The organism is Klebsiella sp. BIGb0132 (genome assembly GCF_024810075.1).
Taxonomy (GTDB): Bacteria; Pseudomonadota; Gammaproteobacteria; order Enterobacterales; family Enterobacteriaceae; genus Klebsiella; species Klebsiella terrigena.
Window position 1 is genome coordinate 857,609 of the sequence record NZ_JANUDW010000001.1, and the last position, 14,355, is coordinate 871,963.

Genomic DNA, 14,355 nt, shown 5'->3' on the forward strand with positions numbered 1-14,355 from the left:
GTAACAACCATAGATTGTTTTGCCCCGTTTTCACGGGGAAAACTATCACAGTTTAAAGTCTAGTTTGGCATCTTTTACTTTCTCATAAACTGCCTGGCTAGGTGGTTTCGGAATCCTCGCCGTTTTGGCCGCAGTCAATGCTGCCTGGCAAAGAGCCGGATCCCCACCTTCCTGTTGTATATCAAGCAATTGCCCATCAGGACCCAGCTTGATATGCAGCACACAAGACTTTCCTGCATACAAATCAGCACCGTACAATCGGCTCTGAATAGCATTACGAATCTGCGACGCGTAGCCGCTGATATCTGCGCCAGACGCCCCGCCGTTGCTGCCCGAGGTGCCGGTTGAGTTCGACGGCTGCCCCTGACCTTTCGCTCCGCCACCTTTCGGCGCATTCTTACCCGAACTCAGGTCGCCGAGCAGGTCGTCAACGCCGTCAGCCTCTTTAGCCGCCGCGGCCTTCTTCGCAGCAGCGGCTTTACCGGCTGCGGCTTTCGCTGCGGCGGCCTTAGCCGCTTTTTCGGCGGCAGCTTTTTCGGCGGCCTCGGCTTTGGCTGCTGCTGCCTTCTCTGCAGCCGCTGCGGCTTTATCAGCCGCGGCCTTTTCAGAGGCGGCTTTGGCTGCAGCCGCTTTCTCTGCGGCTTTCTCTGCCGCAGCCTTCTCGGCGGCGGCCTGTTTAGCCGCGTCCTGCTGGGCTTTCTTCTCAGCCTGCTGCTGCGCTTTTTTAGCCGCATCGGCCTCAGCTTTCTTCTGCGCGTCTGCCGCCGCTTTCGCCTCGGCCTTCTTCTGCGCATCAGCTGCGGCTTTCGCCGCTTCAGCTTCCGCCTGCCTTTTCGCATCGGCGGCGGCCTTGGCTGCCGCAGCTTCCGCTACTTTAGCCTGGGCATCAGCCTTCGCTTTTGCATCGGCAGCGGCTTTCGCCGCCGCTTCCTGCGCTTCTTTTGCCTGAGTGTCAGCTTGCGCTTTCGCCGCTGCAGCCGCTTTCTCTGCCGCCTCTTCAGCCTGCTTCTGCTGTTCTTTCGCTTCTTTAGCCGCTTCCTGAGCCTGCAGACGATCCTGCTCCAGCTGCTTCAGGCGCTCCTGCTCTGCGGCTTGTTTTTCACGCAGCTCTTCGGCCTGCTGCTGAGCCTGCTTTTCGCGTTGCTCCGCGGCGCGGCGTGAACTGGCCTGCTGCTGCTGCTGACGGTTGTAGTTGTTAACAACCGCCCCAGGATCGACCATCACCGCATCAATGGAAGAGCCTCCTCCTCCACCGGACGAAGTATCCAGATGCTCATCGAACGAACTCCAGATCAGCAGCGCGATCAGAATGATGTGCAGCACGACTGAAACTATGATGGCTCGTTTAAGCTTGTCGTTTTGTTCGGTTGCCTTTGACACTATCGGTTCCCAAAAACTGTTCGCCTGTTCCCGCTTTTCTCGCAGGCGACGAGCCTGTTTATCTCGTCGCCTGCGTCCGGCGGGCGCACATATCTGAAGCGATTAAATAGGCTTGGTCATTAAGCCAACCGATTTAACCCCTGCGCTATGCAACAGGTTAAGCGCTTTAATAATTTCATCGTAAGGTACGTCCTTCGCACCGCCGATCAGGAACACCGTTTTCTCATTGGCCTCGAGTCGGCGCTTCGCTTCGGCAATAACCTGCTCCGGCGGCAGCTGCGACAGCGTTTCCTGGCCAACTTTCACGCTGTACTGCCCGACGCCGGAAACTTCAACGATCACCGGCGGTTCGTCGTTGCTTTTAACCGCCTGCGATTCGGTAGCATCCGGCAGGTCGACCTCTACGCTCTGCGTAATGATCGGCGCTGTTGCCATAAAGATCAGCAGCAGCACCAACAAGACATCCAGCAGCGGAACGATGTTGATCTCGGACTTCAGTTCGCGACGTCCGCGTCCACGTGCTCTGGCCATGGCTTACCCCTTATTGCTTTCGCTGCTGGTAAACGCCTGACGGTGCAGAATCGCGGTGAACTCTTCCATAAAGTTGTCGTAGTTCAGTTCAAGTTTGTTCACCCGCTGGTTCAAACGGTTATAGGCCATTACCGCCGGGATTGCTGCAAACAGGCCGATTGCCGTGGCGATAAGCGCTTCGGCGATACCCGGCGCAACCATCTGCAGAGTCGCCTGCTTCACCGCCCCGAGGGCGATGAAGGCATGCATAATCCCCCAAACGGTACCAAACAGGCCGATATACGGACTGATGGAGCCGACGGTTCCGAGGAACGGGATATGCGTTTCCAGGGTTTCCAGCTCGCGGTTCATGGAGATACGCATGGCGCGCGATGCCCCTTCAACCACCGCCTCTGGCGCATGGTTGTTTGCGCGATGCAGACGAGCAAACTCTTTGAAACCACTATAGAAAATCTGTTCCGAACCGGCCAGGTTATCGCGACGCCCCTGGCTTTCCTGGTACAGGCGAGAAAGCTCAATACCCGACCAGAACTTGTCTTCAAAGGCCTCAGCCTCGCGGGTTGCGGTATTGAGGATACGCGTTCTCTGAATAATGATAGCCCAGGAAGCGATAGAAAAACCAATCAAAATCAACATGATAAGTTTAACCAGAAGGCTGGCCTTCAGGAACAAATCAAGGATATTCATGTCAGTCACTGCTTAAACTCCGCGACAATAGACTTGGGAAGCGCACGAGGCTTCATTAAGAGTGGATCAACGCACACAATGAGAACCTCAGCTTCGTTTAACACTGTATTCTCGGCGTTGACGATTCGCTGCGTGAAGACCAAAGAGGTGCCTCGCATCGAAGATATTTCCGTCTGGATTTCGAGCATGTCGTCGAGTCTGGCGGGCGCAAAATATTCAAGCGTCATTTTGCGAACCACGAAGGCAACTCGCTCAGCCAACAAAACCTGCTGACTGAAGTGATGGTGGCGCAGCATCTCTGTACGTGCTCTTTCATAAAAAGCGACGTAGCTGGCGTGGTAAACCACACCACCGGCATCGGTATCTTCGTAGTAGACCCGAACCGGCCATCGAAACATATACTTATTCATTCCTGCTGCCTCTTTGTTGGCTTCGTCCACTCACGCCAGTCACTTACTCTTGTAAGCTCCCGGTGATTTGCGTACCTGCCGCCGCGATGCATTGAGAATGCCGTTGTATATCGCGTTGTGTTCACTTTACATCCCGGTAATGCAAAAAAAGATTAGTGCTTTCAAACTTCGCTACTATACGCGCGGGAATCGTGGTTTGGAATGGGAGAAAGTAAACGGCGAGTAAATTTTTATGGGCTTATGCAAGCCCATGAGGTTACCAGAGTTCTCTTATACTCTTATCTTTCAAAAGAAGAAAAAGAAAAGCCCGGTAATGAGGACAATATCAGCGATAAGTGGACAGAAAATCCCCTGCCAGAAAACGGCGCGCGGGCGAAAGCCCACGCCGTGGATAACGCCGGCACAAACGGCCCACATCAGCAGGAAACCATGCCAGATTTCAAGCTCGCTGGTTTTCGCCGCAAAGCGCGACGGATCCCAGAAAATGCAGCCCGCCAGCAGCAGCGCCATCACCAGAGAAAGCGCCCTGAGCGGGCGCTTATCCATTATCGCATAGATATATTTTATCATTCGTGTTGCCTCCTTGTTGGCTGCGTCCGCTTACCCCAGTCGCTTACCTCCGTAAGCTCCCGGGGATTCCCTGGCTTGCCGCCTCGATGCAACCCGACTGATTTCGTATATCGCGTTGCGATAACTCTCATCAGTGTTCTTCTTTACCTGCTTTGGTGGCTTCCACGTGCTCAAGCGCCAGCGCGGTGATAACCCCAAAAGCACAGGCAAGAAGCGTTCCCAAAATCCATGCGAAATACCACATATATATAGCTCCTTACCTTAGTACAGCGAGTGGGTGTTCTTTTCGATGTCTTCTCTGGTGATGCGGCCAAACATTTTCCAGTAACACCAGCTGGTGTAGCCCAGAATAATCGGCACGAAGACAATCGCCACATAGGTCATCAGGTTCAGCGTCAGCTGGCTGGAGGTCGCATCCCACATGGTCAGGCTAACATTCATCATCGTGCTGGACGGCATGATGAATGGGAACATAGCGATACCCGCAGTCAGGATGATACACGCCAGAGTGATGGAGGAAGAGACAAACGCCAGAGCGCCCTTCTCCAGTCGTGAGGTCAGAATAGTCAACAGCGGCAGCACGACGCCCAGCGCAGGGATGGCCCACAGCGACGGCATGTTGTTGAAGTTGACCATCCACGCACCGGCCTGACGCGCCACTTCTTTGGTCAGCGGGTTAGACGGCGCTGCGCGGTCGATAACCGAGGTCACCACGTAACCATCGATACCGTAGACCACCCAAACGCCTGCCAGCAGGAAGCAGACCAGCGTGACCAGTGCCGCAACCTGTGAGGTGACGCGAGCACGCAGGTGCAGTTCACCGACGGTACGCATCTGCAGGTAGGTCGCGCCCTGGGTCAGGATCATCGCCACGCTCACAACGCCGGCCAGCAGGCCAAACGGATTCAGCAGCTGGAAGAAGTTACCCGTGTAGTACAGGCGCATGTATTCATCCATGTGGAACGGCACGCCCTGCAGCAGGTTACCGAACGCCACGCCGATCACCAGTGGCGGCACGAAGCTACCGATGAAGATGCCCCAGTCCCACATGTTACGCCAGCGGGTGTCTTCAATCTTCGAGCGGTAGTCGAAACCAACCGGACGGAAGAACAGAGACGCCAACACCAGAATCATTGCCACGTAGAAGCCGGAAAACGCCGCGGCATAGACCGTCGGCCAGGCAGCAAACAGCGCGCCGCCCGCGGTAATCAGCCATACCTGGTTTCCGTCCCAGTGTGGAGCAATGGAGTTGATCATGATTCGACGCTCGGTGTCGTTACGACCGAGGAAGCGGGTGAGCATGCCCACCCCCATGTCGAAGCCATCGGTGACGGCAAAACCAATCAGCAGAATGCCGATCAGCAGCCACCAGATTAAACGCAATACTTCATAATCGATCATTTGACGACTCCTGTCTTAGCGTGCCGGCTGAGTAGTCGCGGAAGACTGCTCAAAATGGTAGCGACCGGTTTTCAGGCTGCTTGGGCCACGGCGTGCGAATTTGAACATCAGGTACAGCTCCGCCACCAGGAACAGGGTGTACAGACCGCAAATCAGCAACATCGAGAAGATCAGGTCAGCGGCGGTCAGCGAGGAGTTCGCCACCGCGGTCGGCAAGACCTCACCTATCGCCCACGGCTGACGGCCGTATTCAGCAACGAACCAGCCGGATTCGATGGCAATCCACGGCAGCGGAATAGCGTAAAGCGCGATGCGCAGCAGCCATTTTTTCTCGCCGACCTGGTTGCGGATAACCGTCCAGAAGGAGGCTGCAATGATACCCAGCATCAGGATGCCGCAGGCAACCATGATACGGAAGGCAAAGTACAGCGGAGCCACGCGAGGGATCGAGTCCTTCGTTGCCAGCGCAATCTGAGCTTCCGTCGCGTCGGAGACGTTCGGCGTATAGCGTTTCAGCAGCAGCCCGTAGCCAAGGTCTTTCTTGACGCTGTTGAATTCGTCACGAACGGCCTGATCTTTCGAACCGGCACGCAGCTCTTCAAGCAGGGTGTAGGCCTTCATGCCGTTGCGGATACGCGCTTCGTGCTGAACGAGCAGCTCTTTCAGACCGGTAACCTGCTTATCCACGGAACGGGTGGCAATAATCCCCAACGCATACGGAATTTGAATCGCGAAGCGGTTTTTTTGCGCATCCTGATCGGGAATACCAAACAGGGTGAAGGCGGCCGGTGCCGGCTGCGTTTCCCATTCGGCTTCGATAGCCGCGAGTTTGGTCTTCTGCACGTCGCCCATTTCGTAACCGGACTCATCACCGAGAACGATAACGGAGAGAATAGCGGCCATACCGAAGCTTGCCGCGATGGCAAAGGAGCGTTTAGCGAAGGCGAAGTCGCGACCGCGCAGCATATAGTAGGAGCTGATGCCCAGAACGAACATCGCGCCGCAGACGTAACCAGAGGCGACGGTGTGGACAAACTTCACCTGAGCAACCGGGTTCAACACCAGCTCGGAGAAGCTGACCATCTCCATACGCATGGTTTCGAAGTTGAAGTCCGAAGCGATCGGGTTTTGCATCCAGCCGTTAGCCACGAGGATCCACAGTGCGGAAAGGTTGGACCCCAGAGCGACCAGCCAGGTCACCGCCATGTGCTGTACTTTGCCCAGACGATCCCAGCCGAAGAAGAACAGACCGACAAAGGTGGATTCGAGGAAGAAGGCCATCAGCCCTTCAATGGCCAGCGGCGCACCGAAGATATCGCCCACGTAGTGAGAGTAATAAGACCAGTTTGTCCCGAACTGGAACTCCATGGTCAAACCGGTTGCTACACCCAGCGCAAAGTTGATACCAAACAACTTGCCCCAGAATTTGGTCATATCTTTATAAATCTGTTTGCCGGAAAGGACGTAAACCGTTTCCATGATGGCCAGCAGGAACGCCATACCGAGCGTCAGTGGCACAAAAAGGAAGTGGTACATCGCGGTCAAGGCAAACTGTAAGCGCGACAGTTCGACTATATCTAACATCATGACTCCTTGCTCATCGCATGAAGACTCCGAGAGTGAACCCCGTTAGAAAGGGTCACACACATGCCCCAATACAAATTTATTTGCGCCTTTTCGCCGTACCCTTTCTTCCTGAGAGGAAACGGTAATGGAGAAAAGTTACAAACATGTTAAAAAAACACCCAAATTGATCCCGTGGTTATATTACGCTGCAAATCCCTTACAATAAATAGGTTTTTATTGAGATAAATTTGCGCTTTTCGACAGCGATCAATTTATAGCGAAAATACCGGTTTTCGGCCAATTTGATCGGCGACAATTTAACTCCATTTCTCATTTTTTTCCAACAGTTAAACTTTGATTTAAATCAATTTTCATTTTGAATGTTAATTATGTTTACTATGTACAACGCTAGTAAACGATAGGTTAAAGATATGTTTTGCGAAGGTGTCATCAGTTACTGAAAATGATAGTCGATTTATTTAAAGCCGGATCGTCTTTTAAGCGGAAGGGACAATGCCGGGACGGGAGACTATCGGCAAATAATGCCGCATAGCTCACGGATTTTTTTTATCAAGTTATTGCCTATTTATTTTCAACTTATTTTATTTATCATTGTTTTTACCAACACTTAACACCGCAGGGAAACTATCTCACAATCGACGCAGCAGGGATGCCGCTCCGCTACCGCCGTGAAGTTCTGGCCATGCCTCGCGCCACTACGCTGACGGCGTAATGAATCATGCCCCATGCTGGTCAGCCCTCCCCTCTTCCACCCTACAAAAAAATAAATATATAACAAAGGGTTCTGCCATCACCTCCGGGGTTTAAAAGAACATATGCAGAAAACCGCCCTCGCCCAGGCACCGTTTTATACCCGTTGAGAATTAATTTAAAAACGATTTTATAACGTTATTAAATCGTTATTTAACATCGATGATAAAAATAAAATATCGTGTAAAAATATAAACTCAGCCTTATTTAAGCCTCTATTTATGGCCTATACCCTGCAAACAAAATTAAAGTAACCCCTTGATTAACATTGATTTAAATGAGGTCATTAAACCTTCAACTCATCCTGCATTGATAGCCGATGCTCCTGAGGAGGGTGCGTAAAAAAACGGCCCGAGTCACGGGCGTTGTTGTTCACCGTAGTCGGCGTAACGGAAAAGGTCGGCAATATCAGCGGGAGCGGCGCATAAAAAAGGCCACCGGAAGGTGGCCAACCATGTCGAAACTGGACCGGCCCCGAGCTATTCACTCTCAGCGATCGAATAGCAGGGGCCGTTTTATTACATTTACTTAATGATAGATTTCAGCGCTTCGCCGATGTCTGCCAGGCTACGAACGGTTTTCACACCGGCCGCTTCCAGGGCAGCAAACTTCTCGTCAGCCGTGCCTTTACCGCCGGCGATGATGGCGCCTGCGTGGCCCATACGCTTGCCTTTCGGCGCGGTCACACCGGCGATATAACCCACTACCGGCTTGGTCACGTGCTCTTTGATGTAGGCTGCCGCTTCTTCTTCAGCGCTGCCGCCGATCTCACCGATCATCACGATCGCTTCGGTCTGCGGGTCTTCCTGGAACAGCTTCAGGATATCGATGAAGTTAGAGCCCGGGATCGGGTCACCGCCGATACCGACGCAGGTAGACTGGCCGAAGCCGTAGTCAGTAGTCTGCTTAACCGCTTCATAGGTCAGCGTACCGGAACGGGAAACGATACCCACTTTACCCGGCTGGTGAATGTGGCCCGGCATGATGCCGATTTTGCATGCGCCTGGGGTGATAACGCCCGGGCAGTTAGGGCCGATCATGCGCACGCCGGCTTCATCAAGCTTCACCTTCACGGTCAGCATATCCAGCGTCGGGATACCTTCGGTGATGGTGATGATGAGCTTAATGCCCGCATCGATAGCTTCCAGAATGGAGTCTTTGCAGAACGGAGCCGGTACGTAGATAACGGTCGCGGTGGCGCCGGTTGCGTCTACGGCTTCGCGCACGGTGTTGAACACCGGCAGGCCCAGATGCGTGGTGCCGCCTTTGCCCGGCGTCACGCCGCCGACCATTTGCGTACCGTAAGCGATCGCTTGTTCAGAGTGGAAAGTCCCCTGGCTACCGGTGAAGCCCTGGCAGATAACCTTGGTGTTTTTATCAATTAAAATGGACATTATTTCCCCTCCACTGCAGCAACAACCTGCTGCGCTGCGTCCGTCAGACTTTTCGCTGCAATAATATTCAGGCCGCTGTCAGCCAGTTTCTTCGCGCCCAGTTCGGCGTTATTACCTTCCAGACGAACGACCACCGGAACGTTAACGCCCACTTCCTCTACCGCGCCGATAATGCCGTCAGCGATCAGGTCGCAACGCACGATACCGCCGAAGATGTTAACCAGTACGGCTTTAACATTGCTGTCGGAAAGGATGATTTTGAACGCTTCGGTAACGCGCTCTTTGGTTGCGCCGCCGCCAACGTCAAGGAAGTTAGCCGGTTCGCCGCCGTGCAGCTTAACGATGTCCATGGTACCCATCGCCAGGCCTGCGCCGTTAACCATACAGCCGATGTTGCCGTCCAGCGCAACGTAGTTCAGCTCCCACTGTGCAGCCTGGGCTTCACGCGGATCTTCCTGAGACTGGTCGCGCATTTCACGCAGATCCGGCTGACGGAACAGGGCATTGCCATCGGCGCCCAGCTTGCCGTCGAGGCAGATCAGGTCGCCCTGTTTGGTGATAACCAGCGGGTTGATTTCAATCAGCGCCAGATCGCGCTCGAGGAAAATGTTCGCCAGGCCCATGAAGATTTTGGTGAACTGCTGAACCTGCTTACCCTCCAGACCCAGTTTGAACGCCAGCTCACGGCCCTGGTAAGGCATCGGGCCCGCCAGCGGGTCGATAGCAATTTTGTGGATCAGGTGCGGCGTCTCTTCCGCCACTTTTTCGATTTCCACGCCGCCTTCTGTGGAAGCCATGAACACCACGCGACGGGAGCTACGGTCAACCACGGCGCCAAGATAGAGCTCTTTGGCGATATCGGTCGCCGCTTCAACCAGGATTTGGTTAACCGGCTGGCCGTGCGCATCCGTCTGGTAGGTCACCAGGCGTTTGCCCAGCCAATGTTCAGCAAATGCGCGAATGTCTTCTTTGCTGTTAACTACTTTCACACCGCCCGCTTTACCGCGGCCGCCAGCGTGAACCTGACATTTCACTACCCACGGACCCGCACCGATTTTTGAAGCGGCTTCTTCTGCTTCGCGCGGAGTAGTACAGGCATAACCCACCGGCGCCGGTAAGCCATAGCGGGCAAACAGTTGTTTTGCCTGATATTCATGTAAGTTCATGTGTTCAGTCCATCCTTCAGGTAATCGTTATCATTGAGTCTGTAAGGCGACAAATCGCCGTTTACAGCGCTGATAATGTTTTTATTGGCCCGGCACGCTGAACGCTGCCGGGCCATGATCGCTACACGTCCAGCAGCAGACGAGTCGGGTCTTCCAGCAGATCTTTAATCGCTACCAGGAAGCCTACCGATTCACGTCCATCGATCAGACGGTGGTCGTAGGAGAGCGCGAGGTACATCATCGGCAGAATTTCTACCTTGCCATTGACCGCCATCGGACGATCTTTAATAGCATGCATACCCAGAATTGCGCTCTGCGGTGGGTTGATGATTGGCGTAGACATCAGAGACCCGAAGACGCCGCCGTTGGTAATGGTGAAGTTACCGCCGATCAGATCGTCAACGGTCAGCTTGCCGTCGCGGCCTTTCAGTGCCAGCTCTTTAATATTCTTTTCGATATCCGCCATGCCCAGCAGATCGACATCGCGCAGAACCGGCGTAACCAGGCCACGCGGCGTCGATACGGCCATGCTGACGTCGAAGTAGTTGTGATAAACCACGTCGTCGCCATCGATGGAGGCGTTCACTTCCGGATAGCGCTTCAGCGCTTCCACGACCGCTTTCACGTAGAAAGACATAAAGCCCAGGCGGATGCCGTGACGTTTTTCGAACGCGTCGCCGTACTGCTTACGCAGATCCATAATCGGCTTCATGTTGACTTCGTTGAAGGTCGTCAGCATGGCGGTAGAGTTTTTCGCTTCCAGCAGACGCTCGGCCACGCGTTTGCGCAGGCGGGTCATTGGAACGCGTTTTTCAGAGCGGTGGCCCAGCTGAGCAACCGGAGCAGCGGCCGCAGCCGGCGCCTTGGTTTCCGCTTTAGCCGGCGCTGCCGCCAGATGTTTTTCAACATCTTCACGGGTCAGACGGCCGCCAACGCCGGAGCCTTTGATCGCGCTCGCATCGAGGTTATGTTCAGCCAGCAGGCGACGGATCGCCGGGCTGAGCGCATCGTTACTCTGCTCTTCCAGAGAAGCCTGCTGACGCTGAGCCGGGGTGGACTCTTTCGCATCGGCCTTCGCACCGGACTCTTTGCCCGCGCTGTTGCCTTCACGCAGGCGGCCCAGAATTTGACGAGAAAGCACGGTTGCGCCTTCGTCTTCCAGCACTGCTTCCAGAATGCCGTCCGCTGATGCCGGTACTTCCAGTACCACTTTGTCAGTTTCGATTTCCACCAGCACTTCATCACGCTGGACGCTATCGCCCGGTTTTTTATGCCAGGTCGCAACGGTCGCGTCAGCTACGGACTCAGGCAGGTCGGGAACCAGAATATCTACGCTACTCATTATGTATCCTTTAATTAATCGACGTTCAGCGCGTCATTGACCAGATCTTGTTGCTGTTTCTGGTGAACGGACATATATCCTACCGCCGGAGAGGCGGAGGCCGGGCGGCCTGCATAACGCAGAGAGGCCCCAAACGGAATCACTTCGCGGAAGTGATGCTGGCTGCAGTACCACGCGCCCTGGTTGAGCGGTTCTTCCTGACACCAGACAAAATCATGCACCTGCGCATAAGGCTTCAGCGCTTCCTGTACCGCCTGATGCGGGAACGGATAGAGCTGCTCTACGCGCACGATAGCGACATCTTTTTGGTCGTTCTTACGACGCTGCTCCAGCAGGTCGTAATAAACTTTACCAGAGCACAGTACCACGCGCTTCACGGCTTTCGGGTCGAGATCGTCCACTTCGCCGATAGCCGGCAGGAAGGTGCCGTTTGCCAGCTCGTCGAGGCTGGAAACCGCCAGCGGGTGGCGCAGCAGCGACTTCGGTGACATCACCACCAGCGGACGGCGCATACCGCGCAGCGCCTGACGACGCAGCATGTGGTAAACCTGTGCCGGGGTAGACGGGACGCAAACCTGCATGTTCTGCTCGGCGCAGAGCTGCAGATAGCGCTCCAGACGCGCGGAGGAGTGCTCCGGGCCCTGGCCTTCGTAGCCGTGCGGCAGCAGCATCACCAGGCCACACATCCGGCCCCACTTCTGCTCGCCGGAGCTGATGAACTGGTCGATCACAACCTGAGCGCCGTTGGCGAAGTCACCGAACTGCGCTTCCCAGATAGTCAGGGTACGCGGTTCCGCGGTGGCATAGCCGTATTCAAACGCCAGTACCGCTTCTTCAGAGAGCACGGAGTCCCAGACTTTGAAATGCTCCTGACCGTTGTGCACGTGCTGCAGCGGAATATAGGTTGAGCCGTTCACCTGGTTATGAATAACCGAGTGGCGGTGGAAGAAGGTGCCACGACCGGAGTCCTCACCGGACAGACGAATCGGAATGCCTTCATCAACCAGCGTCGCGTAGGCCAGGTTCTCCGCCCCGCCCCAGTCAAACAGCTTCTCGCCGGCCGCCATCGCCTGGCGATCGCCGTAAATTTTGGCGACGCGAGACTGCATTTCAATGCTTTCAGGCACGGTGCTGATGCGCTTAGCCAGTTCCTGCAGGCGCTTCATCTCTACCTTGCTCGGGTAGCTCTCATCCCACTCGTGGTTGAGGTACGGCGACCAGGTAAAGGAGTGCAGGTTCATCGGACGCCACTCTTCTACCACGCATTCGCCGGCATCCAGCGCATCGCGGTAGAGGTTGACCTGCTCGGTTGCATCTTCCAGCGTCGAAACTTTGTCCTGCTCGAGTTTGTCAGCATAGATTTTGCGCGGAGTCGGATGCTTTTTGATTTTCTGATACATCAGCGGCTGGGTTGCGCTCGGCTCGTCGGCTTCATTATGGCCGTGACGGCGGTAGCACACCAGGTCGATCAGAACATCGCGTTTAAAGGTATTGCGGAAATCCAGCGCCAGGCGGGTAACGAAAGCCACGGCTTCCGGGTCATCCGCGTTAACGTGGAAGATCGGCGCCTGAACCATCTTACCGATATCGGTACAGTACGGCGTAGAGCGCGCGTCCAGCGGGTTCGAGGTCGTGAAGCCCACCTGATTGTTGATAACAATACGTACGGTACCGCCCACTTCGTAACCGCGGGCTTTCGACATGTTCAGGGTTTCCTGAACCACGCCCTGACCGGTGATCGCGGCGTCGCCGTGAATGGTAATCGGCAGCACTTTATTGCTGCCTGGCTCGTCCAGACGATCCAGACGGGCGCGCACGGAACCGATAACCACCGGGCTGACGATTTCAAGGTGCGACGGGTTAAACGCCAGCGCAAGGTGTACCAGACCGCCTTCGGTTTCCATATCGGAAGAGAAGCCCATGTGGTACTTCACGTCGCCGGTGCCGAGGTGTTCTTTATGCTTGCCGGCGAACTCGTCAAACAGATCCTGCGGCTTTTTACCGAGGACGTTGACCAGCACGTTCAGACGACCGCGGTGCGCCATACCCAGCACCACTTCGCGGGTGCCGCTTTTGCCAGCGTGGCGGATCATCTCTTTGAGCATCGGGATTAGCGCATCGCCGCCTTCCAGCGAGAAGCGTTTCGCGCCCGGGAATTTCGCGCCGAGGTAGCGTTCCAGACCTTCAGCGGCGGTCAGTTCGCTTAAGAAGCGTTTTTTCTCTGCCGCGCTAAAGCTGGCTTTCCCTGCTACCGATTCAATACGCTGCTGGATCCAGCGCTTCTCTTCGGTAGAGGTGATATGCATGTATTCCGCGCCGATAGCGCCGCAGTAGGTCTGTTTGAGCGCTGACAGCAGCTCGCCCAGCTTCATCGTATCTTTACCGATGGCAAAGGAACCTACGTTATAACTTTCCTGGAAATCGGCCTCGGTCAAATCGTGGTATGCCGGGTCTAAATCTGCCACTCTATCCTGTTTCCACAGTCCCAGCGGATCGAGATTCGCATGCTGATGACCGCGGAAGCGATAGGCGTTGATGAGCTGCAGGACTTTAACCTGCTTCACATTGGTGTCAGGGTCGGAAATCGAAGAAGTGTAACGTGAGGCATCCTTCGCCAATCGACGGAAATAATCACGCGTTTTGGAATGAAATTGATCCGGTTTGACTCCGGTGCCAGGTAACTGCTGGAACATAGAACGCCAGTTGGCGTCAACAGAGTCAGGATCGGTTAAGAAGTCTTCATAGAGCTGTTCTATCCAGCTCTGGTTCGAACCAGAGAGGTAAGAAGAGTCCAGCCAGGCTTTCATTGCGCCGTTCTGCATCGTGATCCCTTAAGCATTTATATGCTTATTTCGCCGTAGAAACTACCACGCACATGGATTGTACGTGCCGGGGTTCACTCATTACGGACGAGTTGTGGCTTCTGCGTCCGCTAAGGAACCTTTAAAAACTGCCATTAATCTTCGGCGTTCAGGCTGCGGTTGCGTTAGCTGCCTTCACTTACCCCGGTCACATCGTTCACTATGCTCCCGGGGATGCGTTCAGTTGCCGCCTTACCTCGCTCTGAACGCCTTGATTACTGGTACATATTTGGCGGTTTTTAAAGATTTCCTGCCATCCCCTTCATACTTCAAGTT

General features: G+C 54.8%; 12 protein-coding genes. All 12 read right to left on the reverse strand.

Features of this window, described 5'->3' with window-relative positions:
• Positions 1-45 precede the first annotated feature (45 nt).
• Positions 46-1,380: a cell envelope integrity protein TolA gene (gene tolA / locus M2416_RS03960; protein ID WP_259222227.1), complete on the reverse strand. Its 1,335-nt coding sequence runs from the start codon at positions 1,378-1,380 to the stop codon at positions 46-48.
• A 102-nt stretch (positions 1,381-1,482) separates the two neighbouring features.
• Positions 1,483-1,911, reverse strand: a complete 429-nt coding sequence (gene tolR, locus M2416_RS03965) for a colicin uptake protein TolR (protein ID WP_015367661.1) — start codon at positions 1,909-1,911, stop codon at positions 1,483-1,485.
• Between the two features lie 3 nt (positions 1,912-1,914).
• Complete coding sequence (tolQ, locus tag M2416_RS03970; RefSeq protein ID WP_115193300.1) at positions 1,915-2,607, reverse strand: Tol-Pal system protein TolQ; 693 nt, start codon at positions 2,605-2,607, stop codon at positions 1,915-1,917.
• Entirely contained in the window at positions 2,604-3,008 is a 405-nt protein-coding gene (gene ybgC / locus M2416_RS03975; protein WP_041144642.1) for a tol-pal system-associated acyl-CoA thioesterase, read from the reverse strand. Before ybgC ends, tolQ begins: the two co-directional genes overlap by 4 nt.
• 285 nt (positions 3,009-3,293) lie before the next feature.
• Positions 3,294-3,578 carry a cyd operon protein YbgE gene (gene ybgE, locus M2416_RS03980; RefSeq protein WP_041144641.1) on the reverse strand — a complete coding sequence of 95 codons (285 nt, stop codon included), beginning with the start codon at positions 3,576-3,578 and terminating at the stop codon, positions 3,294-3,296.
• A gap of 130 nt (positions 3,579-3,708) precedes the next feature.
• A complete protein-coding gene (gene cydX / locus M2416_RS03985) occupies positions 3,709-3,822 on the reverse strand; it encodes a cytochrome bd-I oxidase subunit CydX (RefSeq protein ID WP_004100325.1) in 114 nt (37 codons plus the stop codon).
• 17 nt (positions 3,823-3,839) lie between these two features.
• Positions 3,840-4,979, reverse strand: coding sequence for a cytochrome d ubiquinol oxidase subunit II (gene cydB, locus M2416_RS03990; RefSeq protein ID WP_076944963.1), 1,140 nt, complete (start codon positions 4,977-4,979; stop codon positions 3,840-3,842).
• Between the two features lie 15 nt (positions 4,980-4,994).
• On the reverse strand, positions 4,995-6,563 hold the full coding sequence (gene cydA, locus M2416_RS03995; RefSeq protein WP_041144639.1) for a cytochrome ubiquinol oxidase subunit I: 1,569 nt from the start codon (positions 6,561-6,563) through the stop codon (positions 4,995-4,997).
• Between the two features lie 1,277 nt (positions 6,564-7,840).
• Positions 7,841-8,710, reverse strand: a complete 870-nt coding sequence (sucD, locus tag M2416_RS04000; RefSeq protein WP_041144638.1) for a succinate--CoA ligase subunit alpha — start codon at positions 8,708-8,710, stop codon at positions 7,841-7,843.
• On the reverse strand, positions 8,710-9,876 hold the full coding sequence (gene sucC / locus M2416_RS04005; protein WP_041144637.1) for an ADP-forming succinate--CoA ligase subunit beta: 1,167 nt from the start codon (positions 9,874-9,876) through the stop codon (positions 8,710-8,712). The genes sucD and sucC overlap by 1 nt, the downstream gene beginning before the upstream one ends.
• 121 nt (positions 9,877-9,997) lie before the next feature.
• Positions 9,998-11,218, reverse strand: coding sequence for a 2-oxoglutarate dehydrogenase complex dihydrolipoyllysine-residue succinyltransferase (gene odhB, locus M2416_RS04010; protein WP_076944962.1), 1,221 nt, complete (start codon positions 11,216-11,218; stop codon positions 9,998-10,000).
• 14 nt (positions 11,219-11,232) lie between these two features.
• Positions 11,233-14,040: a 2-oxoglutarate dehydrogenase E1 component gene (sucA, locus tag M2416_RS04015; protein WP_076944961.1), complete on the reverse strand. Its 2,808-nt coding sequence runs from the start codon at positions 14,038-14,040 to the stop codon at positions 11,233-11,235.
• Between the last annotated feature and the right edge of the window lie 315 nt (positions 14,041-14,355).

What these genes read in the sequence shown, in the direction of transcription:
- sucA (WP_076944961.1), bottom strand. Translation starts at nt 14,040, where the DNA reads ATGCAGAACGGCGCAATGAAAGCCTGGCTGGACTCTTCTTACCTCTCT.
- ybgC (WP_041144642.1), bottom strand. Translation starts at nt 3,008, where the DNA reads ATGAATAAGTATATGTTTCGATGGCCGGTTCGGGTCTACTACGAAGAT.
- sucD (WP_041144638.1), bottom strand. Translation starts at nt 8,710, where the DNA reads ATGTCCATTTTAATTGATAAAAACACCAAGGTTATCTGCCAGGGCTTC.
- tolR (WP_015367661.1), bottom strand. Translation starts at nt 1,911, where the DNA reads ATGGCCAGAGCACGTGGACGCGGACGTCGCGAACTGAAGTCCGAGATC.
- cydB (WP_076944963.1), bottom strand. Translation starts at nt 4,979, where the DNA reads ATGATCGATTATGAAGTATTGCGTTTAATCTGGTGGCTGCTGATCGGC.
- cydA (WP_041144639.1), bottom strand. Translation starts at nt 6,563, where the DNA reads ATGTTAGATATAGTCGAACTGTCGCGCTTACAGTTTGCCTTGACCGCG.
- ybgE (WP_041144641.1), bottom strand. Translation starts at nt 3,578, where the DNA reads ATGATAAAATATATCTATGCGATAATGGATAAGCGCCCGCTCAGGGCG.
- sucC (WP_041144637.1), bottom strand. Translation starts at nt 9,876, where the DNA reads ATGAACTTACATGAATATCAGGCAAAACAACTGTTTGCCCGCTATGGC.
- cydX (WP_004100325.1), bottom strand. Translation starts at nt 3,822, where the DNA reads ATGTGGTATTTCGCATGGATTTTGGGAACGCTTCTTGCCTGTGCTTTT.
- odhB (WP_076944962.1), bottom strand. Translation starts at nt 11,218, where the DNA reads ATGAGTAGCGTAGATATTCTGGTTCCCGACCTGCCTGAGTCCGTAGCT.